General features: G+C 66.7%; 22 protein-coding genes. 7 read left to right on the forward strand and 15 right to left on the reverse strand.

The genetic code is table 11. From position 1 onward, the window contains the following. Nucleotides 1–72: 72 nt before the first annotated feature. Nucleotides 73–669, forward strand: a complete 597-nt coding sequence (locus UB43_RS01175) for a GNAT family N-acetyltransferase (protein WP_045207594.1) — start codon at nucleotides 73–75, stop codon at nucleotides 667–669. Between the two features lie 4 nt (nucleotides 670–673). On the opposite strand, the gene UB43_RS01180 is transcribed toward UB43_RS01175, so the two are convergent. The 9 genes from UB43_RS01180 to UB43_RS01220 all read right to left on the reverse strand — a co-directional run bounded on the left by UB43_RS01180 (nucleotide 674) and on the right by UB43_RS01220 (nucleotide 9,375). Next, nucleotides 674–2,176, reverse strand: coding sequence for an aldehyde dehydrogenase (locus UB43_RS01180; RefSeq protein WP_045207595.1), 1,503 nt, complete (start codon nucleotides 2,174–2,176; stop codon nucleotides 674–676). After that, complete coding sequence (locus tag UB43_RS01185; RefSeq protein ID WP_045207597.1) at nucleotides 2,173–3,225, reverse strand: aminoglycoside phosphotransferase family protein; 1,053 nt, start codon at nucleotides 3,223–3,225, stop codon at nucleotides 2,173–2,175. Before UB43_RS01185 ends, UB43_RS01180 begins: the two co-directional genes overlap by 4 nt. 4 nt (nucleotides 3,226–3,229) lie before the next feature. Next, nucleotides 3,230–3,574 carry a cupin domain-containing protein gene (locus UB43_RS01190; RefSeq protein WP_017519228.1) on the reverse strand — a complete coding sequence of 115 codons (345 nt, stop codon included), beginning with the start codon at nucleotides 3,572–3,574 and terminating at the stop codon, nucleotides 3,230–3,232. Nucleotides 3,575–3,711: 137 nt separating this feature from the next. Next, a complete protein-coding gene (locus UB43_RS01195; RefSeq protein ID WP_045207599.1) occupies nucleotides 3,712–4,077 on the reverse strand; it encodes a cupin domain-containing protein in 366 nt (121 codons plus the stop codon). Then, nucleotides 4,070–5,374, reverse strand: coding sequence for a glycosyltransferase (locus UB43_RS01200; protein WP_045207601.1), 1,305 nt, complete (start codon nucleotides 5,372–5,374; stop codon nucleotides 4,070–4,072). The genes UB43_RS01195 and UB43_RS01200 overlap by 8 nt, the downstream gene beginning before the upstream one ends. A 33-nt stretch (nucleotides 5,375–5,407) precedes the next feature. Next, the gene (locus UB43_RS01205) at nucleotides 5,408–6,487 is read right to left on the reverse strand and encodes an ABC transporter ATP-binding protein (protein WP_045207603.1); all 1,080 of its coding nucleotides are present in this window, start codon (nucleotides 6,485–6,487) and stop codon (nucleotides 5,408–5,410) included. Next, a complete protein-coding gene (locus UB43_RS01210) occupies nucleotides 6,480–7,286 on the reverse strand; it encodes an ABC transporter permease (protein WP_045207605.1) in 807 nt (268 codons plus the stop codon). The genes UB43_RS01205 and UB43_RS01210 overlap by 8 nt, the downstream gene beginning before the upstream one ends. Further along, nucleotides 7,279–8,151 (reverse strand): ABC transporter permease, encoded by an 873-nt coding sequence (locus UB43_RS01215; protein WP_045207607.1) that lies wholly within the window; start codon nucleotides 8,149–8,151, stop codon nucleotides 7,279–7,281. The genes UB43_RS01210 and UB43_RS01215 overlap by 8 nt, the downstream gene beginning before the upstream one ends. A gap of 174 nt (nucleotides 8,152–8,325) precedes the next feature. Continuing rightward, complete coding sequence (locus tag UB43_RS01220; RefSeq protein ID WP_045207610.1) at nucleotides 8,326–9,375, reverse strand: spermidine/putrescine ABC transporter substrate-binding protein; 1,050 nt, start codon at nucleotides 9,373–9,375, stop codon at nucleotides 8,326–8,328. Between the two features lie 188 nt (nucleotides 9,376–9,563). Between UB43_RS01220 and UB43_RS01225 the strand changes: the two genes are divergently transcribed. The 3 genes from UB43_RS01225 (at nucleotide 9,564) to UB43_RS01235 (ending at nucleotide 12,505) form a co-directional block, all read left to right on the forward strand. Beyond that, entirely contained in the window at nucleotides 9,564–10,496 is a 933-nt protein-coding gene (locus UB43_RS01225; RefSeq protein ID WP_045207612.1) for a GntR family transcriptional regulator, read from the forward strand. Between the two features lie 86 nt (nucleotides 10,497–10,582). Further along, the gene (locus tag UB43_RS01230; RefSeq protein ID WP_045207614.1) at nucleotides 10,583–11,869 is read left to right on the forward strand and encodes a glycosyltransferase; all 1,287 of its coding nucleotides are present in this window, start codon (nucleotides 10,583–10,585) and stop codon (nucleotides 11,867–11,869) included. 93 nt (nucleotides 11,870–11,962) lie between these two features. After that, nucleotides 11,963–12,505 carry a GNAT family N-acetyltransferase gene (locus tag UB43_RS01235; RefSeq protein ID WP_045207616.1) on the forward strand — a complete coding sequence of 181 codons (543 nt, stop codon included), beginning with the start codon at nucleotides 11,963–11,965 and terminating at the stop codon, nucleotides 12,503–12,505. 6 nt (nucleotides 12,506–12,511) lie between these two features. On the opposite strand, the gene UB43_RS01240 is transcribed toward UB43_RS01235, so the two are convergent. The 5 genes from UB43_RS01240 to UB43_RS01260 form a co-directional block, all read right to left on the reverse strand. Next, the gene (locus tag UB43_RS01240) at nucleotides 12,512–13,918 is read right to left on the reverse strand and encodes a DUF1254 domain-containing protein (RefSeq protein WP_045207618.1); all 1,407 of its coding nucleotides are present in this window, start codon (nucleotides 13,916–13,918) and stop codon (nucleotides 12,512–12,514) included. 3 nt (nucleotides 13,919–13,921) lie between these two features. Next, nucleotides 13,922–15,265: a DUF1254 domain-containing protein gene (locus UB43_RS01245; protein WP_045207619.1), complete on the reverse strand. Its 1,344-nt coding sequence runs from the start codon at nucleotides 15,263–15,265 to the stop codon at nucleotides 13,922–13,924. A 224-nt stretch (nucleotides 15,266–15,489) separates the two neighbouring features. Next, a complete protein-coding gene (locus UB43_RS01250) occupies nucleotides 15,490–16,839 on the reverse strand; it encodes a DUF1329 domain-containing protein (RefSeq protein ID WP_052969477.1) in 1,350 nt (449 codons plus the stop codon). An 11-nt stretch (nucleotides 16,840–16,850) separates the two neighbouring features. Then, on the reverse strand, nucleotides 16,851–18,680 hold the full coding sequence (locus UB43_RS01255; RefSeq protein ID WP_256204872.1) for a DUF1302 domain-containing protein: 1,830 nt from the start codon (nucleotides 18,678–18,680) through the stop codon (nucleotides 16,851–16,853). An 84-nt stretch (nucleotides 18,681–18,764) separates the two neighbouring features. Next, on the reverse strand, nucleotides 18,765–19,610 hold the full coding sequence (locus UB43_RS01260; RefSeq protein ID WP_045207621.1) for an AraC family transcriptional regulator ligand-binding domain-containing protein: 846 nt from the start codon (nucleotides 19,608–19,610) through the stop codon (nucleotides 18,765–18,767). 96 nt (nucleotides 19,611–19,706) lie between these two features. On the opposite strand from UB43_RS01260, the gene UB43_RS01265 reads away from it, so the two are divergent. Next, nucleotides 19,707–20,645, forward strand: a complete 939-nt coding sequence (locus UB43_RS01265) for a LysR family transcriptional regulator (RefSeq protein WP_045207622.1) — start codon at nucleotides 19,707–19,709, stop codon at nucleotides 20,643–20,645. 36 nt (nucleotides 20,646–20,681) lie between these two features. Further along, entirely contained in the window at nucleotides 20,682–21,722 is a 1,041-nt protein-coding gene (locus UB43_RS01270) for an AraC family transcriptional regulator ligand-binding domain-containing protein (RefSeq protein ID WP_045207623.1), read from the forward strand. Between the two features lie 40 nt (nucleotides 21,723–21,762). Here UB43_RS01270 and UB43_RS01275 read toward each other — a convergent pair whose 3' ends face one another. Continuing rightward, nucleotides 21,763–22,689 (reverse strand): cation diffusion facilitator family transporter, encoded by a 927-nt coding sequence (locus tag UB43_RS01275; protein ID WP_045207624.1) that lies wholly within the window; start codon nucleotides 22,687–22,689, stop codon nucleotides 21,763–21,765. 381 nt (nucleotides 22,690–23,070) lie between these two features. Between UB43_RS01275 and UB43_RS01280 the strand changes: the two genes are divergently transcribed. After that, nucleotides 23,071–23,496 (forward strand): hypothetical protein, encoded by a 426-nt coding sequence (locus UB43_RS01280; protein WP_045207625.1) that lies wholly within the window; start codon nucleotides 23,071–23,073, stop codon nucleotides 23,494–23,496. The last annotated feature ends 9 nt before the right edge of the window (nucleotides 23,497–23,505 follow it).

Here is a 23,505-nt window from a genome sequence, read left to right on the forward strand (position 1 = left end):
GGCATGGCCCGCTCCTACAGAAAAGCGTCGGCATCCGGTAGGCTGTGGGGTGTCCAACCCAGAGCTTCTCGCATGCCCGCCCTCACCTGCCCCCACCTCATCGGCCAGCACGTCGAACTCATTCCTCTGCGCGCGGAACACCGCGACGCACTGCTCAATGCAGCCACCGACGGCGAACTGTGGAACCTCAAGGTCACGGTCGTGCCCAGCCCGGACACCGTGGATGGCTACATCGCCAAGGCCGAAAAGGGCCTGGAGGAAGGCACCGTCCTGCCCTTCGCCATCCTCGATCGGCGCACGGGCAGGATCGTCGGCAGCACCCGCTTCTGGAAGGTCGACCGCGCCAACCGCAAGCTGGAGATCGGCCACACCTGGCTCGCGCTGTCGGCGCAGCGCACGCCGATCAACACCGAGGCCAAGCTCCTGCTGCTCACCTACGCCTTCGAGGAACTCGACTGCGTGCGCGTGCAGTTCACCACCGACGAGCTGAACGAGAAGTCCCGCGCCGCCATCCTGCGTCTGGGTGCCGTGCAGGAAGGCATCGTCCGCTTTGAGCGCATCATGCCCGACGGCCGCAAGCGCAACTCGGTGCGCTTCAGCATCATCGACAACGAATGGCCCGAGGTGAAGGCGCGACTCCAGCAAAGGTTGGGCCGCGCCACGGCTTGAAGGATCAGCCCTGGTAGAACACCTCGTCGCTGTACGGGTACCACCAGGAATGGATCTGCGGCTGGTGATCGATGATCACCATCTTCGAGCGGCGGAACGCGTCCAGCCCCTGGCGACCCAGTTCGCGGCCCATGCCGGACATCTTCCAGCCGCCGAAGGGCAAGGCGTCGTTGTCGATCAGCGGGTTGTTCACCCAGACCATGCCCGCTTCCAGGCGGTCCGCCGCTTCCATGGCTTCGGCCAGGTCAGTGGAGAACAGCGAGGCGCCCAGGCCGAAGGGGGAGTCGTTGGCCAGGCGCACGGCCTCGTCGAAGTCCTTCACCTTGCAGATCGCCGCCACCGGGCCGAAGCATTCCTCGTGGAAGATCGCCATGGCCGGGGTGACGTCGGTGAGGATGGTCGGCTCGTAGTACCAGCCCACCGGGAACTGCTCGGGAATACGCCCGCCGCAGACCAGCGTGGCGCCCTTGGCGATGGCGTCGTCCACCAGGCGGATAACCTTGGCGCGCGCGGCCTCGCTGACCATCGGGCCGATCTCGGAGCGCTCCAGGCCATGGCCGATACGCAGCGCTCGGGTGCGTTCGGCGAAGCGCGCGACGAACTCGTCATGCACTTCGTCGACCACATAGAAGCGCTCGGCCGAGGTGCAGATCTGCCCGCTCAGGTGGAACGCCGCGGTCACTGCGCCGGCCGCGGCAACTTCCAGCGGTGCGTGGCGGGAGATGATCATCGGGTCGCTGCCGCCGGCCTCGATCACCGCCGGTTTCATCCGCTCGGCACAGGCCACCGCCACTGCCTTGCCGGCGGCGACGCTTCCGGTGAAGGCCACGGCATGGGTGCGCTCGGATTGCACCAGGCGCTGCGCGGTGCTGGCATCGCCCGGCACGCAGCTGACCATGCCCGGCGGCAGCACCTTGAAGTGCTCCATGAACTTCAGCGTGCACAGCGTGGTACTTTCCGCCGGCTTGACGATGCAGGCGTTGCCCGCCGCCAGCGAGGCGGCCAGGGTCCAGCACATCAGCAGGATGGGGAAGTTGAACGGAATGATGTGCACGCTGACGCCGTAGGGCTCATAGCGCACATGCTGGAACGAGCCGAGCTGGGTGGTACCGGCCACCTTGCCCGCTTCATCGCGGGCCATTTCGGCGTAGTAGCGGAAGATCGGCGCGCAGTTGGCCAGCTCACCCATGGCCTCGGGGAACGGCTTGCCCATTTCCAGGGTCATCAGCCGCGCGACTTCGCGCTGTGTAGCCTGGTCGGTTTCGATGGCATTGGCCAGCTGATGGAGGATCGCCGCGCGGGACTTCGCGTCCACGCGTTTCCACTCGCGCTGGGCGGCGTTGGCGGCATCGATGGTGGCGTCCACGTCTTCCGCGTCGCACAGGGCAATGCGGCCCACGGGCGTGAGGTCGGCGGGGTTGATGATGTCGCGCAGGCGTTGCGTGGCCACGCCCTGGTAGTGAGGGCCGATGAAGCGCAGGGGCACGTCGCTGTGGAAGTCGGTCATGGAATGCTCCGCAGGGATTCGGGTGAAGCCAGGCGCTGGGCGATCACGTCGCTCTCCAGCGGTTGGCGCCAGTTCGGCAAGTGAGCGTCGAGCAGTGCTGCCAGCGGGCGCAGCTGTTCGCTGTCGAGCGCGCGCTGGAACAGCCGCAGAACGCGCGGCAGGTGCTTGAGGTAGCCATGCTTGCCATCGCGCTTGGCCAGGCGCACGAAGATGCCCAGCACCTTGGCGTGGCGCTGTGCGGCGAGCACCTGGAAGTCGGCCATGAAGCGCCGGCCATCCACTTCCGGGCGCTGGCTGAGGTAATGGGTGAGCAGGGTCACGCGCAAGGTTTCGGGAATGTCGCGCCGCGCGTCTTCGAGCAGGGACATGAGGTCGTAGGCCGGCGCGCCGAACAGCGCGTCCTGGAAGTCCAGAAGCCCGCATGCGGCCACGCCCGCCCTGCCCTCCAGCAGCATCAGGTTGTCGACGTGGTAGTCGCGCAGCACCAGCACTTCGCGGCGCATCGAGGCGTCTCGCCAGAGCGCCGCGAATTCCGCCAGATAGCGCTCGCGAAGCTTCGCGGCGGCCTTTTCGCCCACCAGCAAGGGCGCGTACCAGTCGATGAACAACGCCGCCTCGTCCGCCAGTTTCTGCCCGTCGTAGGCCGGCACGCCTTCGGCCGCCTGCGGGCCGGCGCGGTGCAGGCGCACCAGGGCATCCACGGCGAGACGGTACAGCTCCGTTTCGCTGTGGCCGGCCGCGAACAGCCGGGTGTAGGTGGCGTCGCCGAAGTCCTCGATCAGCGCCAGGCCCAGCTCACGGTCGGCGGCCAGCACGTTCGGCGCCGACAGCCCGCAGTCGCGCAGCAGGTGTGCCACCCGCAGGTACGGCGCCAGCGGCTCGGCGCCGGGTGGCGAATCCATCAGCAGCAGGCCCTTGCCGTCAACGCGGAAGTAGCGCCGCGCCGAGGCGTCGGCCGGCAGCGCAGTGAGCGCTGCTTCGGCGAGACCGCTGCCGGCGAGGAAGGTCTCGCGGGCGGCGGCGCGGGTGGTTTCACAAGGCAGGTTCATGGCATCACCGGATCATGTAGACCTTCTTGATGGTCTCGTGCACGGTGCACACGCCCTTCCAGTCCTTGGGGAAGAAGGCCGCGGTGTCCGGCTCGATCTCGATCACCTCGCCGGACTCGTGCACATAGGTGCAGCGGCCTTCGAGGAAATGGCAGAACTCGTCGCTGGTCACGTGGCAGAACCACTTGCCCGGCGTGCAGTGCCAGATGCCACATTCGGACTGGCCTTCAGGCCCCTTGTGCAGGACCACGCCGCTGACGTGGGATTCGCCCTCGAGCATGGTCGGGATCACGCCCCAGTCCTTGAGTTCGGTGACTTGCAGCGGGCGATGGATAACGGGGGTCTTCATGGACATCTCCTTCGATGGCCGCCCGCACGGGCGACCGGGTAAGGCGTAGGGCGAATAACCGCTTGCGGTTATCCGCCGATAAATTCGGCGCAAGGTCGATGGCGGATAACGCCTGCGGCGTTATGCGCCCTACGAAATCAGGCCAGCATGTAGAGGTTGCGCAGCGTGGTGTGCACGGTGCATTCGCCAGTCCAGCCGGCGGGGAACAGCACCAGGGTGTCGGGCTCGACCTCGATCACCTCGCCCTCATCAGAGCGATAGGTGGCGCGGCCGGAAACGAAATGACAGAGCTCGTCGCGCGGGATCGACAGCCGCCAGCGGCCGGGGGTGCAGACCCACAGGCCGGTCTCGGGGCTGTTGTTCGGCCCCTTGAACAGCAGGCGGCCGCTGGAGTGCGAGACGCCTTCCAGCGCATCCGACTGCACGCCCCAGTCCACCAGGTCGTCATAGTCGCGGGCGCCACGGATGTGCGGCGCGGTGCTGTCGCCTTTGAACTCAGCCATGGTTCACCGCCTTGCCGCCCATCAGTTGGTCGAGGATGCGCGCGGCATCCTCCGGGCCCTTGCGCGAGCGCATGTAGTCGCTGGTGCGCGCCAGGCGCCCCTGCATCAGCTCGTCCCCCAGCAGCTGGGCGATGTTGCGTGCCAGGTCTTCCTCGCTCCAGTCGTACCGATCCATGCGCAGGCCGTGGCCGCTTTCCTGGGCACGCATGGCGTTGTCGTGGCCGTCCCAGACATAGGGCATGACGATGGCGGGCTTACCGAAGAACAGGCACTCGGTGAAGCTGTTGTTGCCGCCGTGGTGGATCACCCCGTCGACCTGGGCGATCACCGAGGGCTGCGGGTACCAGTTGGAAACGATCACGTTGTCCGGCAGGTCGTCGTACTTCTCCACGTGCTCGCCGACGTTGAACAGCGCGCGGTACGGCAGCTTGCCGATGGTGGTGACCAGGCGCTTGAGCAGCTCGACATCGCCCGAGCCGAGGCTGCCGAAGCTGACGTAGAGCAGCGGCTTGTCGTTGTGCGCCTTGAACTGCGGGATTTCGTAAGGCTTGTCGCTGCGCACGCAGCCCTGCAGGTAATGGAACTGTCGCGCCGGCAGCGGGTGGCGGCGTTCGAATTTAACCGGGTCCGGGTACAGCAGCAGGTTCATGTAGGGCGACTCTTCGAAGAAGGTGCCCAGCGGGTACGGCCGCTCACCACACTCGGCGAGGAAGTCGTTGAAGTCGGCATGGATCGGCGCGATCACTTCCTCGAAGCGCTTCTGGAAGCGCGCATGGCCCTCCTTGTCGTCCACGCTCATGCCCGACAGGTACGGCGGGATGTCCGGGTCATGCACTTCGTTCTCCGAGCAGGAGATGATCCGCACCCACGGCTTGCCGTAGTGCTTGATGGCCGGGAAGAGGATCACGTTGTCCACGCAGATCAGGTCCGGCTTGATCCGGTCGAGGATCGCCGGCAGCTCCTTCTGCGCCCACTTGGAGGTGGAAACGATGGCCTCCCAGCACTCCTTCACGTAGTTGTCGAGCTGGTCGATCGGCGCCTTGCGGAAGTTGGGGATGTGGCCGTTGATGAAGTCGGTCCAGTAGCGCGCCATCTCCTCGGCCGGCATCGGCTCGGACATGTTCACGTAGTGCTCCTCGAAGCCGTAGGCCGAGTACACCCCGGTCATGCCCGGGTCGGTGAGGAACACCGCCTTGTGCCCCAGCGCCTCGCAGGCCTGGGCGATGCCGACGGAGTTGAGGGCCGGGCCGTAGGCGGCCTCGGGGAAGAAGGCGATGACCTTGCGTTCACTACTCATGGTGCTCTCCTGTAGGTCTTGTTCTTGAAGCAATCAGTGAGTCAGCACGCGGCCGTGCCGCGCATCCCAGCCCAGGCGCACCGGCATGCCGGCGGCAAGGCGCAAGAAGTCGTAGTCCGAGGACGGCACGCGGACGATCAGCGGCTTGCTGGACAGCGCCGTGTTCACGTGCAGGTTGGTGTCCAGGCCGTGGTAGGCGACTTCCGCCACCTCGCCCTGGATCTGGTTGTCGGTGGCCGGCGTGGCGTCGGTGAGCACGCGCAGGCGCTCCGGGCGCAACGCCAGCGTCACGCTCTCGGGGCTGGACTCGGCGGTGGTCTCGATGTTCAGCACCTGGTCGCCGGCCTGCAGGCGATTGGTGCCCACGCGGCGACCCTCGATCAGGTTGCTGACGCCGATGAAGTCGGCGACGAAGCGGCTGCCTGGGTTCTCGTAGAGTTCGCTGGGGCTGCCGCACTGGCAGACCTTGCCGTCGCGCAGCACGGCCATGCGGTCGGACATGACCAGGGCTTCTTCCTGGTCGTGGGTGACCATGATGAAAGTGATGCCGCTCTCGTGCTGCAGGCGCTTGAGTTCCAGCTGCATCTTCTCGCGCAGCTTCTTGTCCAGCGCGCCGAGGGGCTCGTCCAACAGCAGCACGCGCGGGCGCTTGACCAGCGCGCGGGCCAGGGCGACGCGCTGGCGCTGGCCGCCGGAGAGCTGGTCCGGACGGCGATTGGCGAGCGGGCCGAGCTGCGCGGTTTCCAGCACCGCGTCGACGCGCTGGCGAATCTCGCCGGCCGGCAGCTTCTCCATCTCCAGGCCGTAGGCGATGTTGCTGCGCACGGTCATGTTGGGGAACAGCGCGTAGGACTGGAACATCAGGTTCAGTGGGCGCTTGTTCGGCGGCAGCGGCGAGATGTCCTGGCCGCCCAGGCAGATGGCGCCGGAACTGGGCGTCTCGAAGCCGGCGATCATCCGCATCAGGGTGGTCTTGCCACACCCGGAGGGGCCGAGCAGCGCGAAGAACTCGTTCTCGCGGATCGCCAGGGACACCTGGTCCACCGCCGTCAGGCCCTCGCCGTAGGATTTGCTGACCTGGTCCAGCACCAGCAGGTCGGAAGACTTAGTCATGGGCTTTGGGCACCTTGTTCAGACGTTGGGAGGCAAACAGCGCGGTGAAGCTGACCAGCATCACCAGGGTGGCGAGGGCGTTGATTTCCGGGGTCACGCCGAAGCGGATCATCGAGTAGATCTGCATCGGCAGCGTGGTGGAGGCGCTGCCGGAACCGGAGTTGAAGAAGGCGATGATGAATTCGTCCACCGACAGGGTGAACGCCAGCAGCCCGCCGGCCAGCACGCCGGGGAAGATCGCCGGCAGCAGCACGCGGCGCGCCGTGGTGAACCAGCCGGCGCCCAGGTCGATGGAGGCTTCGAGGATCGAATAGTCGAAGTGCTTGAGCCGCGTGCGCACCACCGCGCAGACGAAGGCGATGTTGAACACCACGTGGCTGAGGATGATCGAGTGCAGCCCCAGGCTCATCTTCAGCAGGTTGAAGAAGCTCAGCAGCGCGATGGCCAGGACGATGTCGGGGATGATCATCGGCGCCATCAGCAGGGTGTCGGCAAGGTTCGCACCCTTCTTGCCGGGGTTGTTGCGGGCACGCATCTCCACACCCAATGCGAGCAAAGTGCCGAGCACGCAGGCGATGAAGGTGGAGGTCAGCGCGACGATCAGGGTGTTCAGTGCCGCGTGCTGGATCGAGGCATTGGCCAGCAGCTTGGCGTACCACTTCAGCGAAGCGCCGCCCCAGGCGGTAGGCAGGCCGCTGGCGTTGAACGACAGCAGGATCAGCACCAGGATCGGCACATAGAGGAAGGCGTACACCAGCCACAGGTGCGCGCCGAGGGCGATGCCGGACGAATTACGCATGACGTTCGCCCTCCGCACCCTGTGCCCGGCGCGAGACCATGGCCTGGATGAACAGCAGCAGCATCATGATGCCGATCAGGAAGAAGCTCAGCGCCGCGCCGAAGGGCCAGTCGCGCGCGGTGAGGAACTGCGCGTAGATCAGGTTGCCGACCATCTGCACCTGCTTGCCGCCCAGCAGGTCGGCGGTGATGAAGTTGCCGATCGACAGCACGAAGACGAACACCGCGCCGGCCGCCACGCCCGGCACCGACAGCGGCAGGATCACCCGGCGGAAGGTGGTCCAGCCGGAGGCGCCGAGGTCCCGCGAGGCTTCCCAGAGCTCGTTGTCGATGCGCGACAGCGAGCTGTAGATGGCGAGGATGACGAAGGGGATGTAGTTGTAGACCAGCCCTAGCACCACGGTGGCGTCGGTGTAGAGCAGGCTGATCGGCTCGCCGCTGTAGCCCAGCAGGCTGAACAGGCGGTTGAGCAGGCCCTCGCGGTTGAGCAGCACGATCCAGGCGTAGGTGCGGATCAGGTAGTTGCTCCAGAACGGCAGCATCACCAGGAACAGGTAAACGGCCTGCCGACGCGGTGTGGTCCGGGTGATGGCGTAGGCCGCCGGGTAGCCGATGAGCACCGCGAAGAGCATCGCCAGGCCGGCGATCTTCGCCGAGCGCAGGAGGATGTCGAGGTACAGCGGGTCCACCGCGCGGCGGTAGTTTTCCCAGGTGAACACATAGTCGATGCCGCCATAGGCACCGCGCTCGAGGAAGCTGTAGACCAGCACCAGCAGGCACGGCAGCAGCAGGAACAAGGCCAGCCAGCCCAGACCGGGCGCGAGCAGCCAGGCCGACAATTTGCGGTCGGCGGATAAAGCGGTCATGCGTAGTTCCCCCAACCCCACGCCAGGCGGGGTGCTTCAGGGTTATTAAATGCAGTGAACTTCTGGGGCGAGCGAGCTAGAGCGAGGCAAGGCGAGAACAAGCGTGGGCGCGGCGTAAATAAGCAAGCCCGCGCTTGTTCTCAACGCAGCATCGCCGACGCGCAGCCGGCCCTACTACTGGGCCGCCATGATCTCGGTCACGGCGCGGGTATAGGCCTTCTGCGTCGAGCCACCCACGTCACGCAGCTGTTGCTGCTTGACCAGCTCGGCCGGCGTGGTGGTGAGGTTGGGGTACTTGGCCAGCAGGTCCGGCTTGAGGGTCGCCATCGCCGCCTGGTTGGGCACCTTGTAGAGGATGTTCTCCGCGACCCAGGCGTGGTTCGCCGGCTCCAGCATGTAGTTGATGAAGCGGTAGGCGGCCTCGGGGTTCTTCGAGCTTTTCAGCACGACCATGGTGTCCACCCAAAGATCGGAACCCTCCTTGGGCACCACGAACTTGATCGACTCGTTGGCCTGGGTGCCGTAGTTGCACCAGCCGTCCCAGGCGTGGGCCATCAGCGCCTCGCCCGAAGCCAGCTTGGAGTAGAAGGTGGTGTCGTCGAAGGACAGCAGGCGCTTCTTGGTGGCGATCAGCTGGTCGCGCACCGCGTTGATCTGGTCCGGGTTGCCATCGTTCACCGACCAGCCGTTGGCCAGGAAGCCGGCGCCGAGCAGCCAGCGGTCGGTGGCCAGCATGGTGGTCTTGCCCTTGAGGGCGTCGGAGGGCTTGAGCAGGTCGCTCCAGCTCGAAGGCGCCGGGCTGACCTTGTCCGAGCGGTAGCAGATGCCGGTGGTGCCCCAGGTGTAAGGCACGGAGAAATGGTTGCCGACGTCGTACTCGAGTTTCTGCGCTTCGGGGTAGAGATTCTTCAGGTTCGGCACCTTGGCCGGATCGATCTCGGCGAGCAGGCCCTGCTTGTGCAGGATCTCGGCGAAGGGCGAGGAAACGAAGACCACGTCGTAGCCTTCGCCGCCGGAGGCCATGAGCTTGCCCATGATCTCTTCGTTGGTGGCGTGGAGGGATTTGTCGGCTTCAAGGCCAGTGGCCTTCTGGAACTTCTCCAGATTGTCCGGGGCCATGTAGCCGTCCCAGATGGAGATCACCAGATCCTTGGCACTGGCCGTGGTGGCGGACAGCGTGAGCGCGAGGGTTGCCCCTGCGTAGAGCATGGTCTTCAGCTTCATCTTGCGCACCTGACGATTGGTTGTTGTTGTGTCGACGGCAGCGGAACGAAAAGCGTACTACATGTCTTTTTTTCAAAATAAAAACCGAACCACTGGCGAAGTCAACCATTTCTTGCATTCTTGTTGGACCACCCACGCTGTGGCATAAGGGGCTCGCCCGTACCAAGGGCCCGCTGGAGAGCATCGGCTTGAGCAACGTCACTGAGAAAAAACCGCGCACCAACCACCTGGAACTCGCCCGGCGTGTCATCGAGCACGCCCAGGACAGCGGGCTGGGCGAAGGCGACGCGCTCTCGGAACAACAGCTGGCGCGCACCTTCGGCGTGTCGCGAACGCTGATCCGCGCCGGGCTGGACCTGCTGCTGGAACAGCAACTGGTGGCCCACGAGCCGGGCAAGGGCTACCGCCTCGCCGCCGACCCTTCCGCCCAGGTGCTCGGCCCCGCCCTGCCCCAGGCCGAGGAGCAAGCGCTGGCCGCCTCGGTGCTGCGCGACCGCATGGCCGGGCGCTTGGGCAACAGCCTCAGCGCCAGCGAGCTGATGCGCCGCTACGACATCGGCCGCGCCGCCGCGCAGAAGGTGCTGGCGCAGCTCAGCGAAGACCAGGTGCTGGAGCGCGGCGCCGGGCAGAGCTGGTCGTTCCGCCCGCTGCTGAACAATCTCGCGGCGCTGGAAGACAGCCTGCGTTACCGCCTGATCCTGGAGCCCGAGGCACTGCTGGCACCCGGCTTCGACCCGGATCTGGCGCGCCTCGCCCTGCTGCGCGGCGCCATGGAAGACCTGCTCGGCGCGCCCATCGAGCGCTTCGACGTGGCGCAGTTCCGCGAACTGGACATCGGCTTCCACGAGCTGATCGCACAGGGCTGCGGCAATCGCTTCGTGGGTGACTCGCTGCTGCAGCACCAGCGCCTGCGCCGCCTGCCCAACCTGCTGCCGATGGTCAGCGTGCACCGCTTGCAGGAAGCCCTGCGCGAGCACCTGAAGATCATCGAGCAGATCGAGCGTGGCCAGCTGGAAGTCGCCGCGGACCTCATGCGCCTGCACCTGCGGCTGTCCTTCGCACAGCGCCCGCAGACCGCCAACCGCGGGATTCCGCAGTCGTTCGCCCTGGGCCGTCGCTGAATATTTTTACGTCACGGTGTTTTTTTTAACGAAAAAATGCAGTATCAGTTTCACGCAGTGCCCGTGAGCAACACCCGGATGTGCCCATGACGCAAAGAACAAGAACCATCGCCTTCTTCCCCGAGGCCAGCTTCGGCGCCGCGCTGAACTGCATCGGCATCGCCCAGGCCCTGCGCGAACTCGGCGCGCGCCCGGTGTTCATCTGCCACGCGCACTTCCAGGGCATCTTCGCCGAGTACGGCTTCGCCGAGTACCCGCTGCAGCTGGACTCGCCACTCTCCGCCGCCGACCACCAGCACTACTGGGAGCGCTTCATCGAGCGCAACGTGCCCTACTTCGACCAGCCGCCCCTGGCGCAGATCGACAGCTACGTGGCGCCGGCCTGGGAAGCCATCATCGACACCGCCATCGAGTCGGAGAAACCGCTGCAGCAGTTGCTCGCCCGCCTCAAGCCGGACGCCATCGTGCTGGACAACGTGGTCAGTTTCCCGGCCATCGCCGCCGCCGGCTGCCCCTGGGTGCGCATGGTCTCCTGCGCGGAAACCGAGCTGCCCGACGCCGCCGTGCCGCCTTACCTGTCCGGTGCCAGCAGTAGCGATGCGCAGGCCTGCGAGACCTATCGCGAGCACTACCTGCAAGCGACGAAGCCGGCACACGAGCGCTTCGCCCGCTTCCTCGCCGAGTGCGGCCACCCCGCCCTGCCCGCCGGCCAGTTCCTCGAGGACTCACCCTGGCTCAACCTGCTGCTGTCGCCGACGCCGGTGCGCTACGAGCGCGAGAAACCGCTGCCGGCCGAGCACTACCTGTACCTCGACGGCTGCGTGCGCAGCGAGGCGCCGTATATCCCGCCGCAGTTCCCGCGGCACGACGATGCTCCGCTGATCTACGTCAGCTTCGGCAGCCTGGGCGCCGCCGACGTGGCGATGATGCGCCGGCTGATCGACGCCGTGGCCCGACTGCCCTACCGCTTCCTGATCAACGTCGGCGCCTACCGCGAGCACTACGACACGGTGCCGGACAACGTCTACCTCGACAGCTGGTACCCGCAGCCGGCGGTGCTGCGCGAGTGCCAGCTGTTCATCCACCACGGCGGCAACAACAGCTTCTGCGAGGCGCTGTATTTCGGCCTGCCGTCGGTGATCATTCCCTACTGCTGGGACGGCCACGACAACGCCCGGCGCGCCGAGGAAGTCGGTGTGGCGCGCTACCTGCCGCGCTTCGAGAACCCGCTGGCGGCGCTGCCCGCCGCCCTCGCCGAACTGCTCGCGGACAGGGCCATGGCGCAACGCCTCGGCAGCGTGCGCGAGCAGATGCAGGCCTCGCGCGGCACCGAAGCCGCGGCGCGGGCGATCCTCGGCATCTGCGCTGACTGAGCACTGATTGGCACTGTCGAAGTGCCCGCGATTGGCTCTCTGCCACGGACCATTCCACCCGTAAGCTGGGCTCCAGCCACCCTGGAGCCCGGCATGACCGCCTTCGATGACCAGCCGACCCTGCTCGGCGACACCCTGCAATTGCGCCCGCTGCGCGCCGATGATTTCGACGCGCGGTTCGCCGCCGCCAACTCGCCGGAAACCTGGGCCGGCCACCCGGCCACCGAGCGCTATCGGCGCGAGGTGTTCGAGCCCTACTTCCAGTTCCTGGCACAGGCCGGGGGCTGCCTGCTGGTCGTCGACCGGCAGAGCGGCGAAGCCATCGGCTGCTCGCGCTACTACCCGGTGCCGGACCAGCCGGCCGACATCGGCATCGGCTTCACCTTCATCAATCACCGCTACTGGGGCGGCGCGACCAACCGCGAGCTGAAGACACTGATGCTCGGCCACGCCTTCCAGCGTTTTGAGCGCGTGTGGTTCCACATCGCGCCGAGCAATATCCGCTCGCAGAAGGGCACGGCAAAGCTGGGCGCGACGCTGGCGTACCAGGCGGAACTGGACCTCTCCGGCACCCCCACGCCGTGGCTCTGCTATGAGCTGCCGCGCGAACGCTGGACAAGCGCCGCGGGCGACTAGCCGAGTTCAGACGCGCTCGATGCCCGGCATCTGCCACTGCCCATCCACCACGCGCTGTTCCGGTCCGTAGAGGCGCAGGATCAGGTTGTACGGCCCCTGTCGGGTCGACGGCAGCCAGTTCGCCTGATGGTCCTGGCCGGGTGAGTCAGCCTGGATGTACAGCGTCACCCCACCATCGGCATCGTGCACCAGGGGATCACGGCTGCTCAGGCAGTAGCGCTGGATCGGGTTATCGACCAGCTGGCGGTCGGGCAGATCGTAGAGCGTCAGCGACCAGAACTCCCTGGCCGGCGGCAACTGCCCCGGTGCGAAGCGCAGGCGATAGCGCTGTCCGCCCTGCAGCGGCTGCTGCGTACTGTCCTTGCGGCTGCCGAGGTAGATCGCCTCTTCCACACTGTTGCCATAGATGCCACTGGCCGCCGCCGCGGCGCGGCTCAGGTAGTCGTTGTGCATCGCCGCGCGGGTGCCGAACAGGCCGGCGGATGAGCGCAGGGTGGCGCCCTTGGCCTTCAGTTCCTCCACGCCCTGCTGGATGCCGGCGGCCAGTGACTGGCGCTGGGCCGGGCCCAGTGTGGCGGGGTTGAACGGCAGCCCCGCTCCGATGCCGGCGCGAGCGAAACGCTGGCGCAGCTCCACCTCGCTCGGGTCCACCGGGCAGAAGGCGAGGATCTGGTTCAGGTGCGCAATGAATCCCGCGCCGAGATCGCGCGGCAGTTCCCACTGCAGCCATTGCACCGCCGGCGCGGCAGCGGGCGCCGAGCGACCGGCGAAGTCATGCAGCGCGCGCAGCCGGTATTGCTGCTGGAGTTCGCGTACCGCCGGCAGGTCGTCGGCGCTGCGCAGGCCGGTGCGCCCCAGGACCATGGCAATCTGCGTCTCGCTGCGCAGCACCTGGCGAATGCCGGCGGGCGTCTCGCCTTGCCAGTCAGGCCCGGCAATCAGATAGTCGCCTGCGGCACGGCCGGTGCTGAGCACGCCGACATAGCCGAAGTTGAAGGTGTACTGGTCCACCAACTGGTGCACGTAGTAACGATCGTCCGCCACTGCGGGCACGCTGAGCACCCAGGGTTCGGCGCGCAGGTCGAGCCAGGCCCAGGAATACGGCGTGTCGTTGTTGGGGGTTACCACGTCGCGATTCTTCGGGGTGAAGAGTTCGCTGTAATGGCGGAACACGCCGAAACCGCCGACGTACTCGGGCGAAGCGGCATCCAGTGCCTGCTTCTGCATCGTCTGGTAATGCATCAGCATCGGGTAGGCGTAGATCCACGTCTGGCGGACGATGTCCTGGTACTCGGCCGGGTCGCTCTCCAGTGCGGCGGGGGCAGCCAGCAGCCAGCTCGGCATGCAGCCCAGGCCAAGGCCGAGCGCGCCGCTGGCGCCGAGGAAGCGGCGGCGGGTCAGAATCGGGGGCATGGCTTACTCCTGGCTGTTGACGGGCTGCACGGCCGGCGGCTGGTAGTCGCCCTTGAGCGCTTTCTCCTGCGGCAGGTACATGCGCAGGATCAGGTTGAACGGCCCCTGCGGCGCCGGCAGCCAGTTGTCGCTGCTGGCCGGCTGGGCATGCTGGATGCTCAGGGTCAGGCCACCGTCGGCATCCCGTTTCAGATTGCTGGCACTGTTGATGGCGTAGCGGTTGAGTGCGTTGGCCGAGAGCATCTGGGTCTTGCCGTCGTAGAGCGTGAGAGACCAGAAAGCGTCCACCGGCGGCAACTGGCCGGGAGCGAAGTGCAGGCTGTACGCGCGGCTGCCATCGAGCGCCTGCCCGGCAGCATCGACACGGGTGAGCGGGTACATCGCCTCCGCCGGGTCGTTGGCGTAGATGTACTTCCAGGCGACCGCCGCCCGCGTCAGGTCGTCATTGCCGTAGTGCCCGATGTTCGCCGGAGAGCTCTGCCAGCCATTGACCGGAGCGGCGAAGCGCTCGGTGGCGGAGCGGATCTTTTCACGCCCGGCCTCGGCACCCTGCTGCACGGCCTGGGCGATGTCTGCCGGCAGTTGCTTCGCGTCGAATGGCTTGCCGGTGCCCACGCCGATCTGCGCGAACTGCTTCAGGCGCTCTTGCTCGTCAGCATTCCACGCATGCCATGTCGACAGCCCGTTGAAATCGATGAAGGCGTTTTCCGCCGGGCCTTCCTTGGTCGCCAGGTACTCGGGCACATCCATCTTGTGCGGCAGCAGCGTCGGTTGGGTGCTGCGCAACTTGTAGCCGTCCATCACGGCCTTGGCTGCGTCGAGATCGGCCTCGCCCTCCACGGCGGTACGGCCGAGCAGGAAGACGATGCGGCTGGGCGAGCGGATCACCTTGCCACTGAAGCCTTCGGGCTGTCGGCCATCCCAGTCGGGGCCGGCGATCAGGAAGCTGCCGGCCTCCCGGCCGGTGGCGCGGGTGCCGATGTAGTCGAGGTTGTTGGTGCGCATGTCGATCAGCTGGAAGCTGTAGTAGCGCTGCGGCACCGCCGGCACGTCGAGGACTACCGGGTGCTCGCGCAGGTCGAGCAGCGCATAGGAGTACAACGTATCGTTGTTCGGCGAGACCACGGTGCGGTCTTCCGGGCCGAGCAGCGTGGTCTTGTTGTACAGGTAGTTGACCGGCAGCTTGGCGGCGATGGCCTGCAGGGTCTTGCCGTGTTCGGCCGTGGCGAAGGCGAACAGGTAGGCCTCTTCGGCCAGGTCACGCGCCTGCTGCGCAGTGGGCGCTACGGCCCAGGCGTGGCCGGCGAACAGGGGCAGGATGGCGAGTGCGGGCAGCCAGTGGCGCATGGGGAATTCCTCGTTCTTCTTGTTGGACCGCCCGGCCATGCGGCGCCGACGGCGGGTATCGGGCCAGAGTGCGGCATTCCGCGCGGGCGGCGGTCAGCCCCAGCGGACAAAAAGCGATCACGCGCGCCGCTGGCTGGCCGGCTCCCAAACAACAACGCCATCCCCAGCTTGCCGGGATGGCGCAAGAACCCCGGCCACGCCCGGCCGGGGCAAGGAGCGCAACGCTACTTCGCCCAGCGGCGCAGGTCGGACGGAGTGTAGTCGCTCATCTTCGCGTGCTGGCCGGTCTTCAGGCCGCTGTTCTCTTCGTTCATCAGGCCGTTGACGAAGTAACGCCCGCTGATCAGGTCATAGGCCGCCGCCAGCGCCTCGTAGGTGAACTGCTTGTCGTAGTACGGCATGGCGTGGGACTGGTAGTTGCGCCACAGTTCGCCACGGCTGTCGTAGAGCTCGCCGAGGAGGATGTTCCAGCTGTCCTCGTCGAGGTAGTAGCGGCGCTTGCTGTAGACATGGCGCGCCCCCGGTTTGAGGGTCGCCTCGACGACCCAGACACGGTGCTTCTCGAAGCGCGCCAGGTCGGGGTTCAGATGGCCCGTCTTGAGGATGTCGGCGTACTTCACCGTGCGGTCGTACAGGCGGAAGCTGTTGTAGGGCACGAACAGCTCCTGCTTGCCCAGCAGCTTCCAGTCATAGCGGTCCGGCGCACCGTTGAAGCCATCGAGGCTGTCGGCGGTGACCATGCCGTCGCTGTAGCGCGCGCTGTTGTCGTAGGCGATCAGCGGGGCACGGCGCACCCGGCGCTGGCCGGGAATGTACTGCCAGGCGGCGCGCGGTTCGGCGACCTGGTCCATCGGCTCATGGGTCAGCACCGCCTCGCCGGACAACCGTGCCGGCTCCAGCACGCGGGTCTTGAACAGGTACAGCAGGTTGGCGCCCGGCGGCAGGTCGTCGACGGTCTCCGCGTAGTTCATGTCGGTCTGCGAGCGGACCAGGCTGTAGACGCCGTTCTCCTTCACGTTGGCCGAACTGAAGGTGCGCTCGATACTGCCGCCACGGTAGCGGGTGATGTGGTTCCAGATCGCCTCGACGCCTTCGCTGGGCAGCGGGAAAGGCACGCCGCGCTGGTAGTTCAGGACACCGTTGCCGCCGTCGGCGAGCTTGGCCTTGCTGGCGTTGTCGCGAGTCGCCGCGTTGATCTCGTCAGGCAACCGCGCGCTGCGGTGGCTGGGGTAGACGTTGATCCGGTAGGTGGTCGGATAGCGCTTGAGCATCGCCTGCTCGCCGGGGCTGAGCCACTGGCTGTATTGCCCGGCGTTGGCCGGGGTGATGCTGAACAGCGGCTTCTCGGCGGCGTAGGGATCGGCGTAGCCGCCCTTCGCATCGACCTGCCCCGCGTCGGGTTTCAGGCCGCCATCCCAGGCAGGAATACTGCCGTCGGCGTTGCCGGCCTTCTCGGCGCCGACCGGTGTCAGGCTGTTGCCGAGGTCGGCTGGCGTATTGGCAGATGCATGGACGTGGGCGCAGAACGCCAGGCCCATGGCCAGTGCCAGGGCGGAAATGTTCGAAAGGTGCATGGGGCGGTTCCTCAGAAGTCGACCTTGGCGCTGACGCTGTAGAAGTCGCGGTCGTCGAGCGTGCTGTACTTGTTGTTGCCGAAGAAGCTGTTGTAGCCGAACTCCAGGCTGTAATCGTTCAGGTAGTTGAAGGCCAGCGAAAGGCCGGCGGCCATCTGCCCTTCCTGGAACGGACCGCCCGGATCGTAGGAGTAACCCTCCACGTCGTGACGGAAGTTCAGGCTGGGCAGCATGTTCACCCCCGGCAGCACGTCGCTGTATTCCAGGCCGGCGCGCAGGCGGTAGCCCCAGGACCAGGGTGTGGTGAAGCCGTCGTCGGTGCAGTAGCGGTTGGTCACGCCACTGGCCGCGGTGTTGCACTTCGTGCCGTTGAGCGGCGCGCTGCGACCGAAGGCGGAGTTGCGCCCCAGGCGCTCGTCGCCGACATCGCCCACGTGCACCACGCCGGCTTCGCCGAGCAGGGTCAGGCGGGTGGCGCCGAGCACGTTGTCGATGATCTGGGTAGCCGAGGCGGTCATCTGCCACACCGGTTTGCGCTCCCAGCCGTCCAGGGTCTGGCCGGTGGTGGAGGCGTTGGCCGGCACGTCGGTGATCGACGAACTGCCGCCGGGGCCGGTGATCATCGCCACGTTCATGTCCGGGCCGTTGAACGCCACCGGCATGTTCGGCCGGTAGCTCAGTTCCGCCGCCAGCGAGGTACCCCAGCCGGGCAGCGCGCCGTTGATGCTCAGGCCGTAGAGGTGGATGTTCTCCGGAAAAGCGGCGGCGTACACCGGGCCCTGTACGCGGCCGAGGGGGAAGTTGCCGGGCTTGCTGTTGTCCCGCGCGGTGAGTTGCAGGTACGGCAGGCGCGCGTGGTAGTTGACGTAGTAAAAGGCCGCCTCGGCGTCGTTCAGCGAGCTGATCAGGGTGCGCAGGGCGACGCCCCACTGCCCCTGGTCGGACGGGTCCTGGTCGTCGCCGTGGGCGGCATACAGGCCGCCGGCCTGCATCTGCGCATCGGTCTGCACCTGGCTCAGGTACAGCGGGCCGCAACCGGGCTGGATGGCGTCGCTGGTGGCGAAGAAGGTGCCGCAGCCGTCGAGCACGCTGGGCCGCCAGTTGTACTGGTAGAAGCCTTCCAGGTTGACCTTGTCGGTCAGGCCGAGGTTGAACGAGAGCATCTCCACTGGCAGCTGGCCTTCCTTGATGTCCACGCCCGGCTTGTTGAAGGCGCTGTAGTCCAGCGGGTTGATCACGTTGATGCCGTTCTGGATCAGCACCGCCTCGCCCCAGGACAGCACCTGCTTGCCGAGCTTGAGGTTCAGCGGGTGCTCGTCGACATCGAAGTCCTTCCACACGTAGGCGTCGAGGGTGTCGAAGCCGTGGTAGCGCGCCAGGGTCGGCCAGCCGCTGTCGTCGAAGTCCTTGAAGCGGCCGTCGCCGGTTTCGTAGGCGTGGTCGTACCAGTACTTGAAGCGGATGAAGGCGCCCTGCCCGTCGCCCTCCAGGCTGAAGTCGGTAAGGCCCTTGAACATCTGCGAGATGGGGTCGCCCTTCTTGAAGTTCAGGCGGTTGTCGTCGGCACTCACGCTGGTGCCGTCGGCATTGTCGATGTGCTGGGCCTGGACGGCGTTGGCGTGGGTCATCAGGTGACGATCGGGGTCCTGCGCCGACCAGCTCGCCCCCAGGCTCAGGGTCGTCTTGGTGGACAGGCTCCAGTCTTCGTTCAGCTCAAAGGTGGTGGCCTGTGCGCCAAAGGCGCTGCTGACCGCCAGGGCAAGCAGTAGAGGTCTGGCAATGCAGTGCTGGCGCTGCCCCACGAAAGCGAGGGGGACAGGGGCCGGATGGATTCTTGTCATTATGGGCTCCGGAGGATGGGTACCGCCGGCCAACCATGAAGGGAGCGGGCTCGGCGGCCACAAGCCGGGCCCGACAAAATTCGATCATGCCGGGCATTGGCCGAGGCGAAACTGCTTGGGCGTAACGCCGAAGCGCTTGCGGAAGGCGCGGATGAAGTTGCCGCTCTGCCGGTAGCCGATGCGCTCGGCGATACGCTCGATGGGCTGGTCGGAAGAGCGCAACCAGATGCGCGCCAGGCTCAGGCCGTCACCCTCCCCGTCCTTGCGGGCATCGCCCCATTGGCGTAGCAGGCTCTGGTAGAGGAACTCGTTGGCGCCCGCCAACGGCGTGGCCAGCAGCGCCGTGGGCAGCAGCAGGAACGGCGAAGGCGCCACCCGCCAGGGCACGCCCCACTCGCCGAGCGTCGATGTGCAGCGCTGTTGCGCGGCGATACCGGCCTCCCGGCACACCTGTGCCGCCGGCAGCCCGACACGCCGGGCAATGTTGCGGATCAGGGTCAGCACCGCGGCATCCAGGCCGAAGTGGTGCAGGTCGTCGCGCATCAGCTCCAGGGTCAGGCGGGTGACCTCGCCCTCCTCTTCCAGGCGCGCCTGCACGCAGTTGGTCACCGTGGGCAGGTGCTGGCAGAAGGCGGCGAGGCTGGTGCCCAGGTCAGGCGCGGAATCCAGCAGGATGTTCAGCCCCTGCAGGCAATGGGTGGCCATGCTGTTGAGCAGCTCGCAACCGAACTGCGGGTTGCCGCTGGCGCGCTCGCACTCACTCCACAGGCGTTCCACCTGGTCTGCCGGGATACGCGCGCGATGATCCGCCAGCTGCGCCTCGGCAATCCCTGCGCGCAGGCGCAGTTCTGCCGCGCACAACCCCAGGCGGGCGGCATGCAGGAGGATGGTGCTGGCGAAGGCGCTGGAGGCGAACAGCAAGGGCGACATGGGATGGGTCCGGTTCGGCAGGCGGTTTACTAGACCAGCTGACTCTGCTATCCATCAAATTCATTCGACTCAACCCTTTTATGCGCAGGACGCATGATGGAACTCAGACAGCTCCGCCACCTGGCCGCCCTTGCCGACTTCCAGAATTACCAGCGCGCCGCCGACGCCATTGGCCTCAGCCAGTCGGCGCTGAGTCGCAGCATCCAGTCCCTGGAGCGCGACCTTGACTGCCTGCTGGTGGACCGCCAGAGCCGCGACTTCCGCCTGACCGGCCAGGGCGAACTGGTGCTGCAGCACGCGCGGCGCCTGCTGGCCGGCACCCGTTCGCTGCGCAACGAACTGCAACAGTACAACGGCCTCGACGCCGGTGAGCTGCGCTTCGGCTGCGGCCCTTATCCCGCGCAACTGCTGGTGCCCGAGGCGATGGCCGATTTCATCCGTGCCCACCCGGCGATCGATGTCGGCTTCCTGATGGGCGACTGGGAACAGATGGCGCAGTTGCTCAGGGAAGAACAGGTGGAATTCTTCGTCGGCGACGCCCGCGAGTTCGCCGGCGACCCCGAGTACCAGGTGCGCTGGATGGAGTTCCGCCCCGGCCGCTTCTTCTGCCGCGCCGGCCATCCGCTGGCCGGCGCGGAGCCGCTGAAGCTGGCCGATCTGCTCGACTACCCGCGCGTCGGCACGCGCATTCCGCCGCCGCTGCGCAAGGTGCTGGCCGAGGTGATCGGCGAGCGCGACTTCCACATGAACATCGAGTGCGCGCAGTTCGCGGCGATCCTGCACATCGTCGCGCGCTCCGATGCAGTCGGCCTGGCCGCCGTGGAGGCGCTGCACGACCCGGTGCAGCGCGGCGAAGTGGCCCTGCTGCAGATCACCGACATTCCCCAGGACCGCCCCGAGCTGCGCCTGCACTACGGCATCGTCAGCCGCGCCGGTTTCAGCCTGTCGCCGGCCGCACAGGCGATGGTCGAGGCGATCTTCGCGGCGGACCAGCGCCTGCCGCGCGGGCTTGTCGGTGCCGGGCGCAATGCGTAAGGTCGTCCCGCCCGCCTCACCGAGTCCTCTCACGCAATGAGCCCAGCTTCCGCCCCTCCGTCCAACGCCTTCTACGCGCCGACGCTACTGCCGGCCATGGAGGAGTTGCTCGCCCGCGGTGTCGCCGCCACGGAGCTGGAGGCCTGCATGCGCCGGACGCTGCTGGAGCTGCGTACGCCGCTGGTACGCGTGCCGCTGTTTCTCTCCCGGCGCTTCTGGGACCTCGCCGAACATGCCAGTGGCGACGCCGCCATCGGCCTGCTGGCGGGCAGGCGCTTCGTGTCGACCCTGACCAACGGCCTGACCTACCTGTTCGATGTGGCGCCGACCCTGGAAGCGGCCTGCACCTACTTCGCCCGGTACTTCCCCTACTTCAACGGCTCGCTGCACATCGAACTGCGCACCGAAGGTGACAGCGTCGCCCTGGTTCTCTCCGAATGCGGCGCGCTGCTGTCCGGCCGGCAGAGCCGCGAGTACACCCTGGTCGGCATCTTAAGCCTGCTGCGGCGCAAGCTGCTGGCCAGCGGCATTGCCCAGGACCCGCTGCTCGGCATCCAGTTACCCGGCCACGCGCCGGCGAACGCCGAACGCTATGAGCAAACACTGCGCGCGCCCTTGCACTGGCGCAGCGATGCGTCGGAGATGGTGCTGCAACTGCAGCCAGCGCTGTTCCGCCACCCGCTCTCTCCCGCCAACCCCGAGCTGGAAGCCACCCTGGTCGGCATCGTCGAGCAGGCGCTCGGGCAGACCCAGCGAACCCTGCTGGACGAAGCCGCCGACCATATCGCCGCCACCCTGGCAGAAGGCGCGAGTTTCCAGTCCTTCTGCAGGACGCGTCACCTGACCGAGCGCACTGCCGCACGGCGGCTGCTCAGCCAAGGCTGGCGCTACAGCGAGCTGCTTGACGAGCAGCGCCGCTACAGGGCGCTCGATCTGCTGGACGATGCGGCGCTGTCGCTCGCGCAGATCACCGACCTGCTCGGCTACGGTGACCTGCAGAGTTTCTCCCGGGCCTTCGGCCGCTGGTACGACAGCAGTCCGGGAGCCTGGCGCGAGGCGCGGTTGCGCAAAGGCTGAGCGCGGCCCGCCCCGCCACGATCGGCGGGGCGTAATCCGCTCAGCGGGTCCAGAGCGGATCGGTGGTGAAGGCGATGGTCAACCAGCGGTTGGGGCCTTCGCCGCCGATGGCCTCGCCGATCTCGTCGCGCAGCTTGTCCCATTCGGCGAGCGTCTGCGCCGGCCAGTTCGGCGGGACGATGAAGTACAGCTCGATCTGCTGCGCGCGCCCGACCTTGGCGACGTAGGCCTGGTACGCCACGAAGCCGTGCTGCGAAACGGTGGCCGCCGCCACCTCGTCGACGTGCTCCTTGAGCTCCGGCGGGGTGACCAGGAGGATGTCCTTGAAGGCCTGGCGGATGGTCAGGAAGGGAATCGGCAGGATCACCAGACAGATCAGCGCCAGCACCGCGGGGTCGACATACGGACCGATGTGCGCATAGCCGCTCACGGTGGCGACGTCGCCCACCAGGAAGGCGATCAGCAAGGCCAGGGAAATGCTGCCGGACATCACCCAGGACTTCGCGTCGAGGGCGACGAAGTCCGAGCCGATGCGCTTGTTGGCGCGGAACTGCACCGCCGCCAGGGCGAAACAGACCAGCGTGGCGACCGCTGCATAGAGAATGGCGAAGCCGAACTCCAGCGCATGACCGCCCGTGAGCAGCCGGCCGATGGCGTTGATCAGCGCGTACAGTGTGACGCCCGACAGCAGCGTGCCGTTGAGTGCCAGCACCATGGGTTCCAGATGCCAGAAGCCCATGTTGAACCGCTCGGCCAGGCGCCGGCTGGCGTCGCCCTCGGTGGTATGGCGGCGGATCAGGGTGGCCACCATCAGTGCGAGGCCGCTCATGCTGGCATCGGCCAGGGAATAGACGCCGTCGAAGACGATGGAAAAGGATCCCGAAAGCAGGCCGACGATGATCCCGAAACCGGCCAGCAGGACGGTGACGATGATGGAAAGCCGCAGGATGCCCTGTTCTGTTTTCATGACTGGCGTGCTCCTCGCGCCTTGAGTGATTGCGTCGCCGGCAACAGGCCCTGAGGGCACTGGCGGTTTCGCTGGGGGGCGCGACTATATGCCAGCGTCGGCACCAAGGCTATTGGCGGCCGGGCAAAGTCGCTATGCACTTTCGCAAGGACGCGGGCGGCGGGAACCAGGCCTTGGCCGACTGAGTCCCCGGCGGCTCGGCCAATGCCTTCGCGGCCCTTGACTGCATAAGCTGCGCGCAACCGGCTGCTGTCGTGAATCATCGGCAAGCGTGTCGGCGAGGGTTGCTCCAGGAACCGCAGCAACGCTCACCACGAACGGCCGCCCAGTTCGTTTCAAGTACCTGTCGCCGTACAAAGAATCGCCGCACAAGGAAGTGTCATGCGTACTGTAAATCTCGTGGTCATGCTTGCAGTGGCAGTCATCAGCGCACTGCTGGGCGCGATAAACCTGCTCATCGGGGTCCGCACCAACCACCTGCCGTTGATGGCGGGGCTACTGGGCCTGCTCCTGATATCCCTCGCTTACGCCCTCCTCCTGATGAACCACGCGGCGAAGGGTTTGCGCGGGCAGCTGCTGATTCTTCTGCTGTACATGGTCAGCGCCGTCGCCGGGTTCACCGCGTGCGGCAGTCTCGGCCTGGTCCCCTACACCATGCAGAGCAAGACGATGAGCCTCCTCCCGGCGCTGAACTATGTCTGGCGCGCCGTGTTGATCTGTGGGTTACCCGCCGCAGGTTCCTATGCGCTGGCCGTCTCCCTCCTGCGGCGGCGGAGCGCCGCCCTCCGCCCTATCCCTGACCGGTAGCCAGCAGCA

It is taken from the genome of Pseudomonas sp. 21, assembly GCF_000955805.1.
In the GTDB taxonomy this organism is placed as follows: Bacteria; Pseudomonadota; Gammaproteobacteria; order Pseudomonadales; family Pseudomonadaceae; genus Pseudomonas.

Coding starts and splice junctions, on each gene's coding strand:
- UB43_RS01175 (WP_045207594.1), top strand. CDS start 73: ATGCCCGCCCTCACCTGCCCCCACCTCATCGGCCAGCACGTCGAACTC.
- UB43_RS01180 (WP_045207595.1), bottom strand. CDS start 2,176: ATGACCGACTTCCACAGCGACGTGCCCCTGCGCTTCATCGGCCCTCAC.
- UB43_RS01185 (WP_045207597.1), bottom strand. CDS start 3,225: ATGAACCTGCCTTGTGAAACCACCCGCGCCGCCGCCCGCGAGACCTTC.
- UB43_RS01190 (WP_017519228.1), bottom strand. CDS start 3,574: ATGAAGACCCCCGTTATCCATCGCCCGCTGCAAGTCACCGAACTCAAG.
- UB43_RS01195 (WP_045207599.1), bottom strand. CDS start 4,077: ATGGCTGAGTTCAAAGGCGACAGCACCGCGCCGCACATCCGTGGCGCC.
- UB43_RS01200 (WP_045207601.1), bottom strand. CDS start 5,374: ATGAGTAGTGAACGCAAGGTCATCGCCTTCTTCCCCGAGGCCGCCTAC.
- UB43_RS01205 (WP_045207603.1), bottom strand. CDS start 6,487: ATGACTAAGTCTTCCGACCTGCTGGTGCTGGACCAGGTCAGCAAATCC.
- UB43_RS01210 (WP_045207605.1), bottom strand. CDS start 7,286: ATGCGTAATTCGTCCGGCATCGCCCTCGGCGCGCACCTGTGGCTGGTG.
- UB43_RS01215 (WP_045207607.1), bottom strand. CDS start 8,151: ATGACCGCTTTATCCGCCGACCGCAAATTGTCGGCCTGGCTGCTCGCG.
- UB43_RS01220 (WP_045207610.1), bottom strand. CDS start 9,375: ATGAAGCTGAAGACCATGCTCTACGCAGGGGCAACCCTCGCGCTCACG.
- UB43_RS01230 (WP_045207614.1), top strand. CDS start 10,583: ATGACGCAAAGAACAAGAACCATCGCCTTCTTCCCCGAGGCCAGCTTC.
- UB43_RS01235 (WP_045207616.1), top strand. CDS start 11,963: ATGACCGCCTTCGATGACCAGCCGACCCTGCTCGGCGACACCCTGCAA.
- UB43_RS01240 (WP_045207618.1), bottom strand. CDS start 13,918: ATGCCCCCGATTCTGACCCGCCGCCGCTTCCTCGGCGCCAGCGGCGCG.
- UB43_RS01245 (WP_045207619.1), bottom strand. CDS start 15,265: ATGCGCCACTGGCTGCCCGCACTCGCCATCCTGCCCCTGTTCGCCGGC.
- UB43_RS01250 (WP_052969477.1), bottom strand. CDS start 16,839: ATGCACCTTTCGAACATTTCCGCCCTGGCACTGGCCATGGGCCTGGCG.
- UB43_RS01255 (WP_256204872.1), bottom strand. CDS start 18,680: ATGACAAGAATCCATCCGGCCCCTGTCCCCCTCGCTTTCGTGGGGCAG.
- UB43_RS01260 (WP_045207621.1), bottom strand. CDS start 19,610: ATGTCGCCCTTGCTGTTCGCCTCCAGCGCCTTCGCCAGCACCATCCTC.
- UB43_RS01265 (WP_045207622.1), top strand. CDS start 19,707: ATGGAACTCAGACAGCTCCGCCACCTGGCCGCCCTTGCCGACTTCCAG.
- UB43_RS01270 (WP_045207623.1), top strand. CDS start 20,682: ATGAGCCCAGCTTCCGCCCCTCCGTCCAACGCCTTCTACGCGCCGACG.
- UB43_RS01275 (WP_045207624.1), bottom strand. CDS start 22,689: ATGAAAACAGAACAGGGCATCCTGCGGCTTTCCATCATCGTCACCGTC.
- UB43_RS01280 (WP_045207625.1), top strand. CDS start 23,071: ATGCGTACTGTAAATCTCGTGGTCATGCTTGCAGTGGCAGTCATCAGC.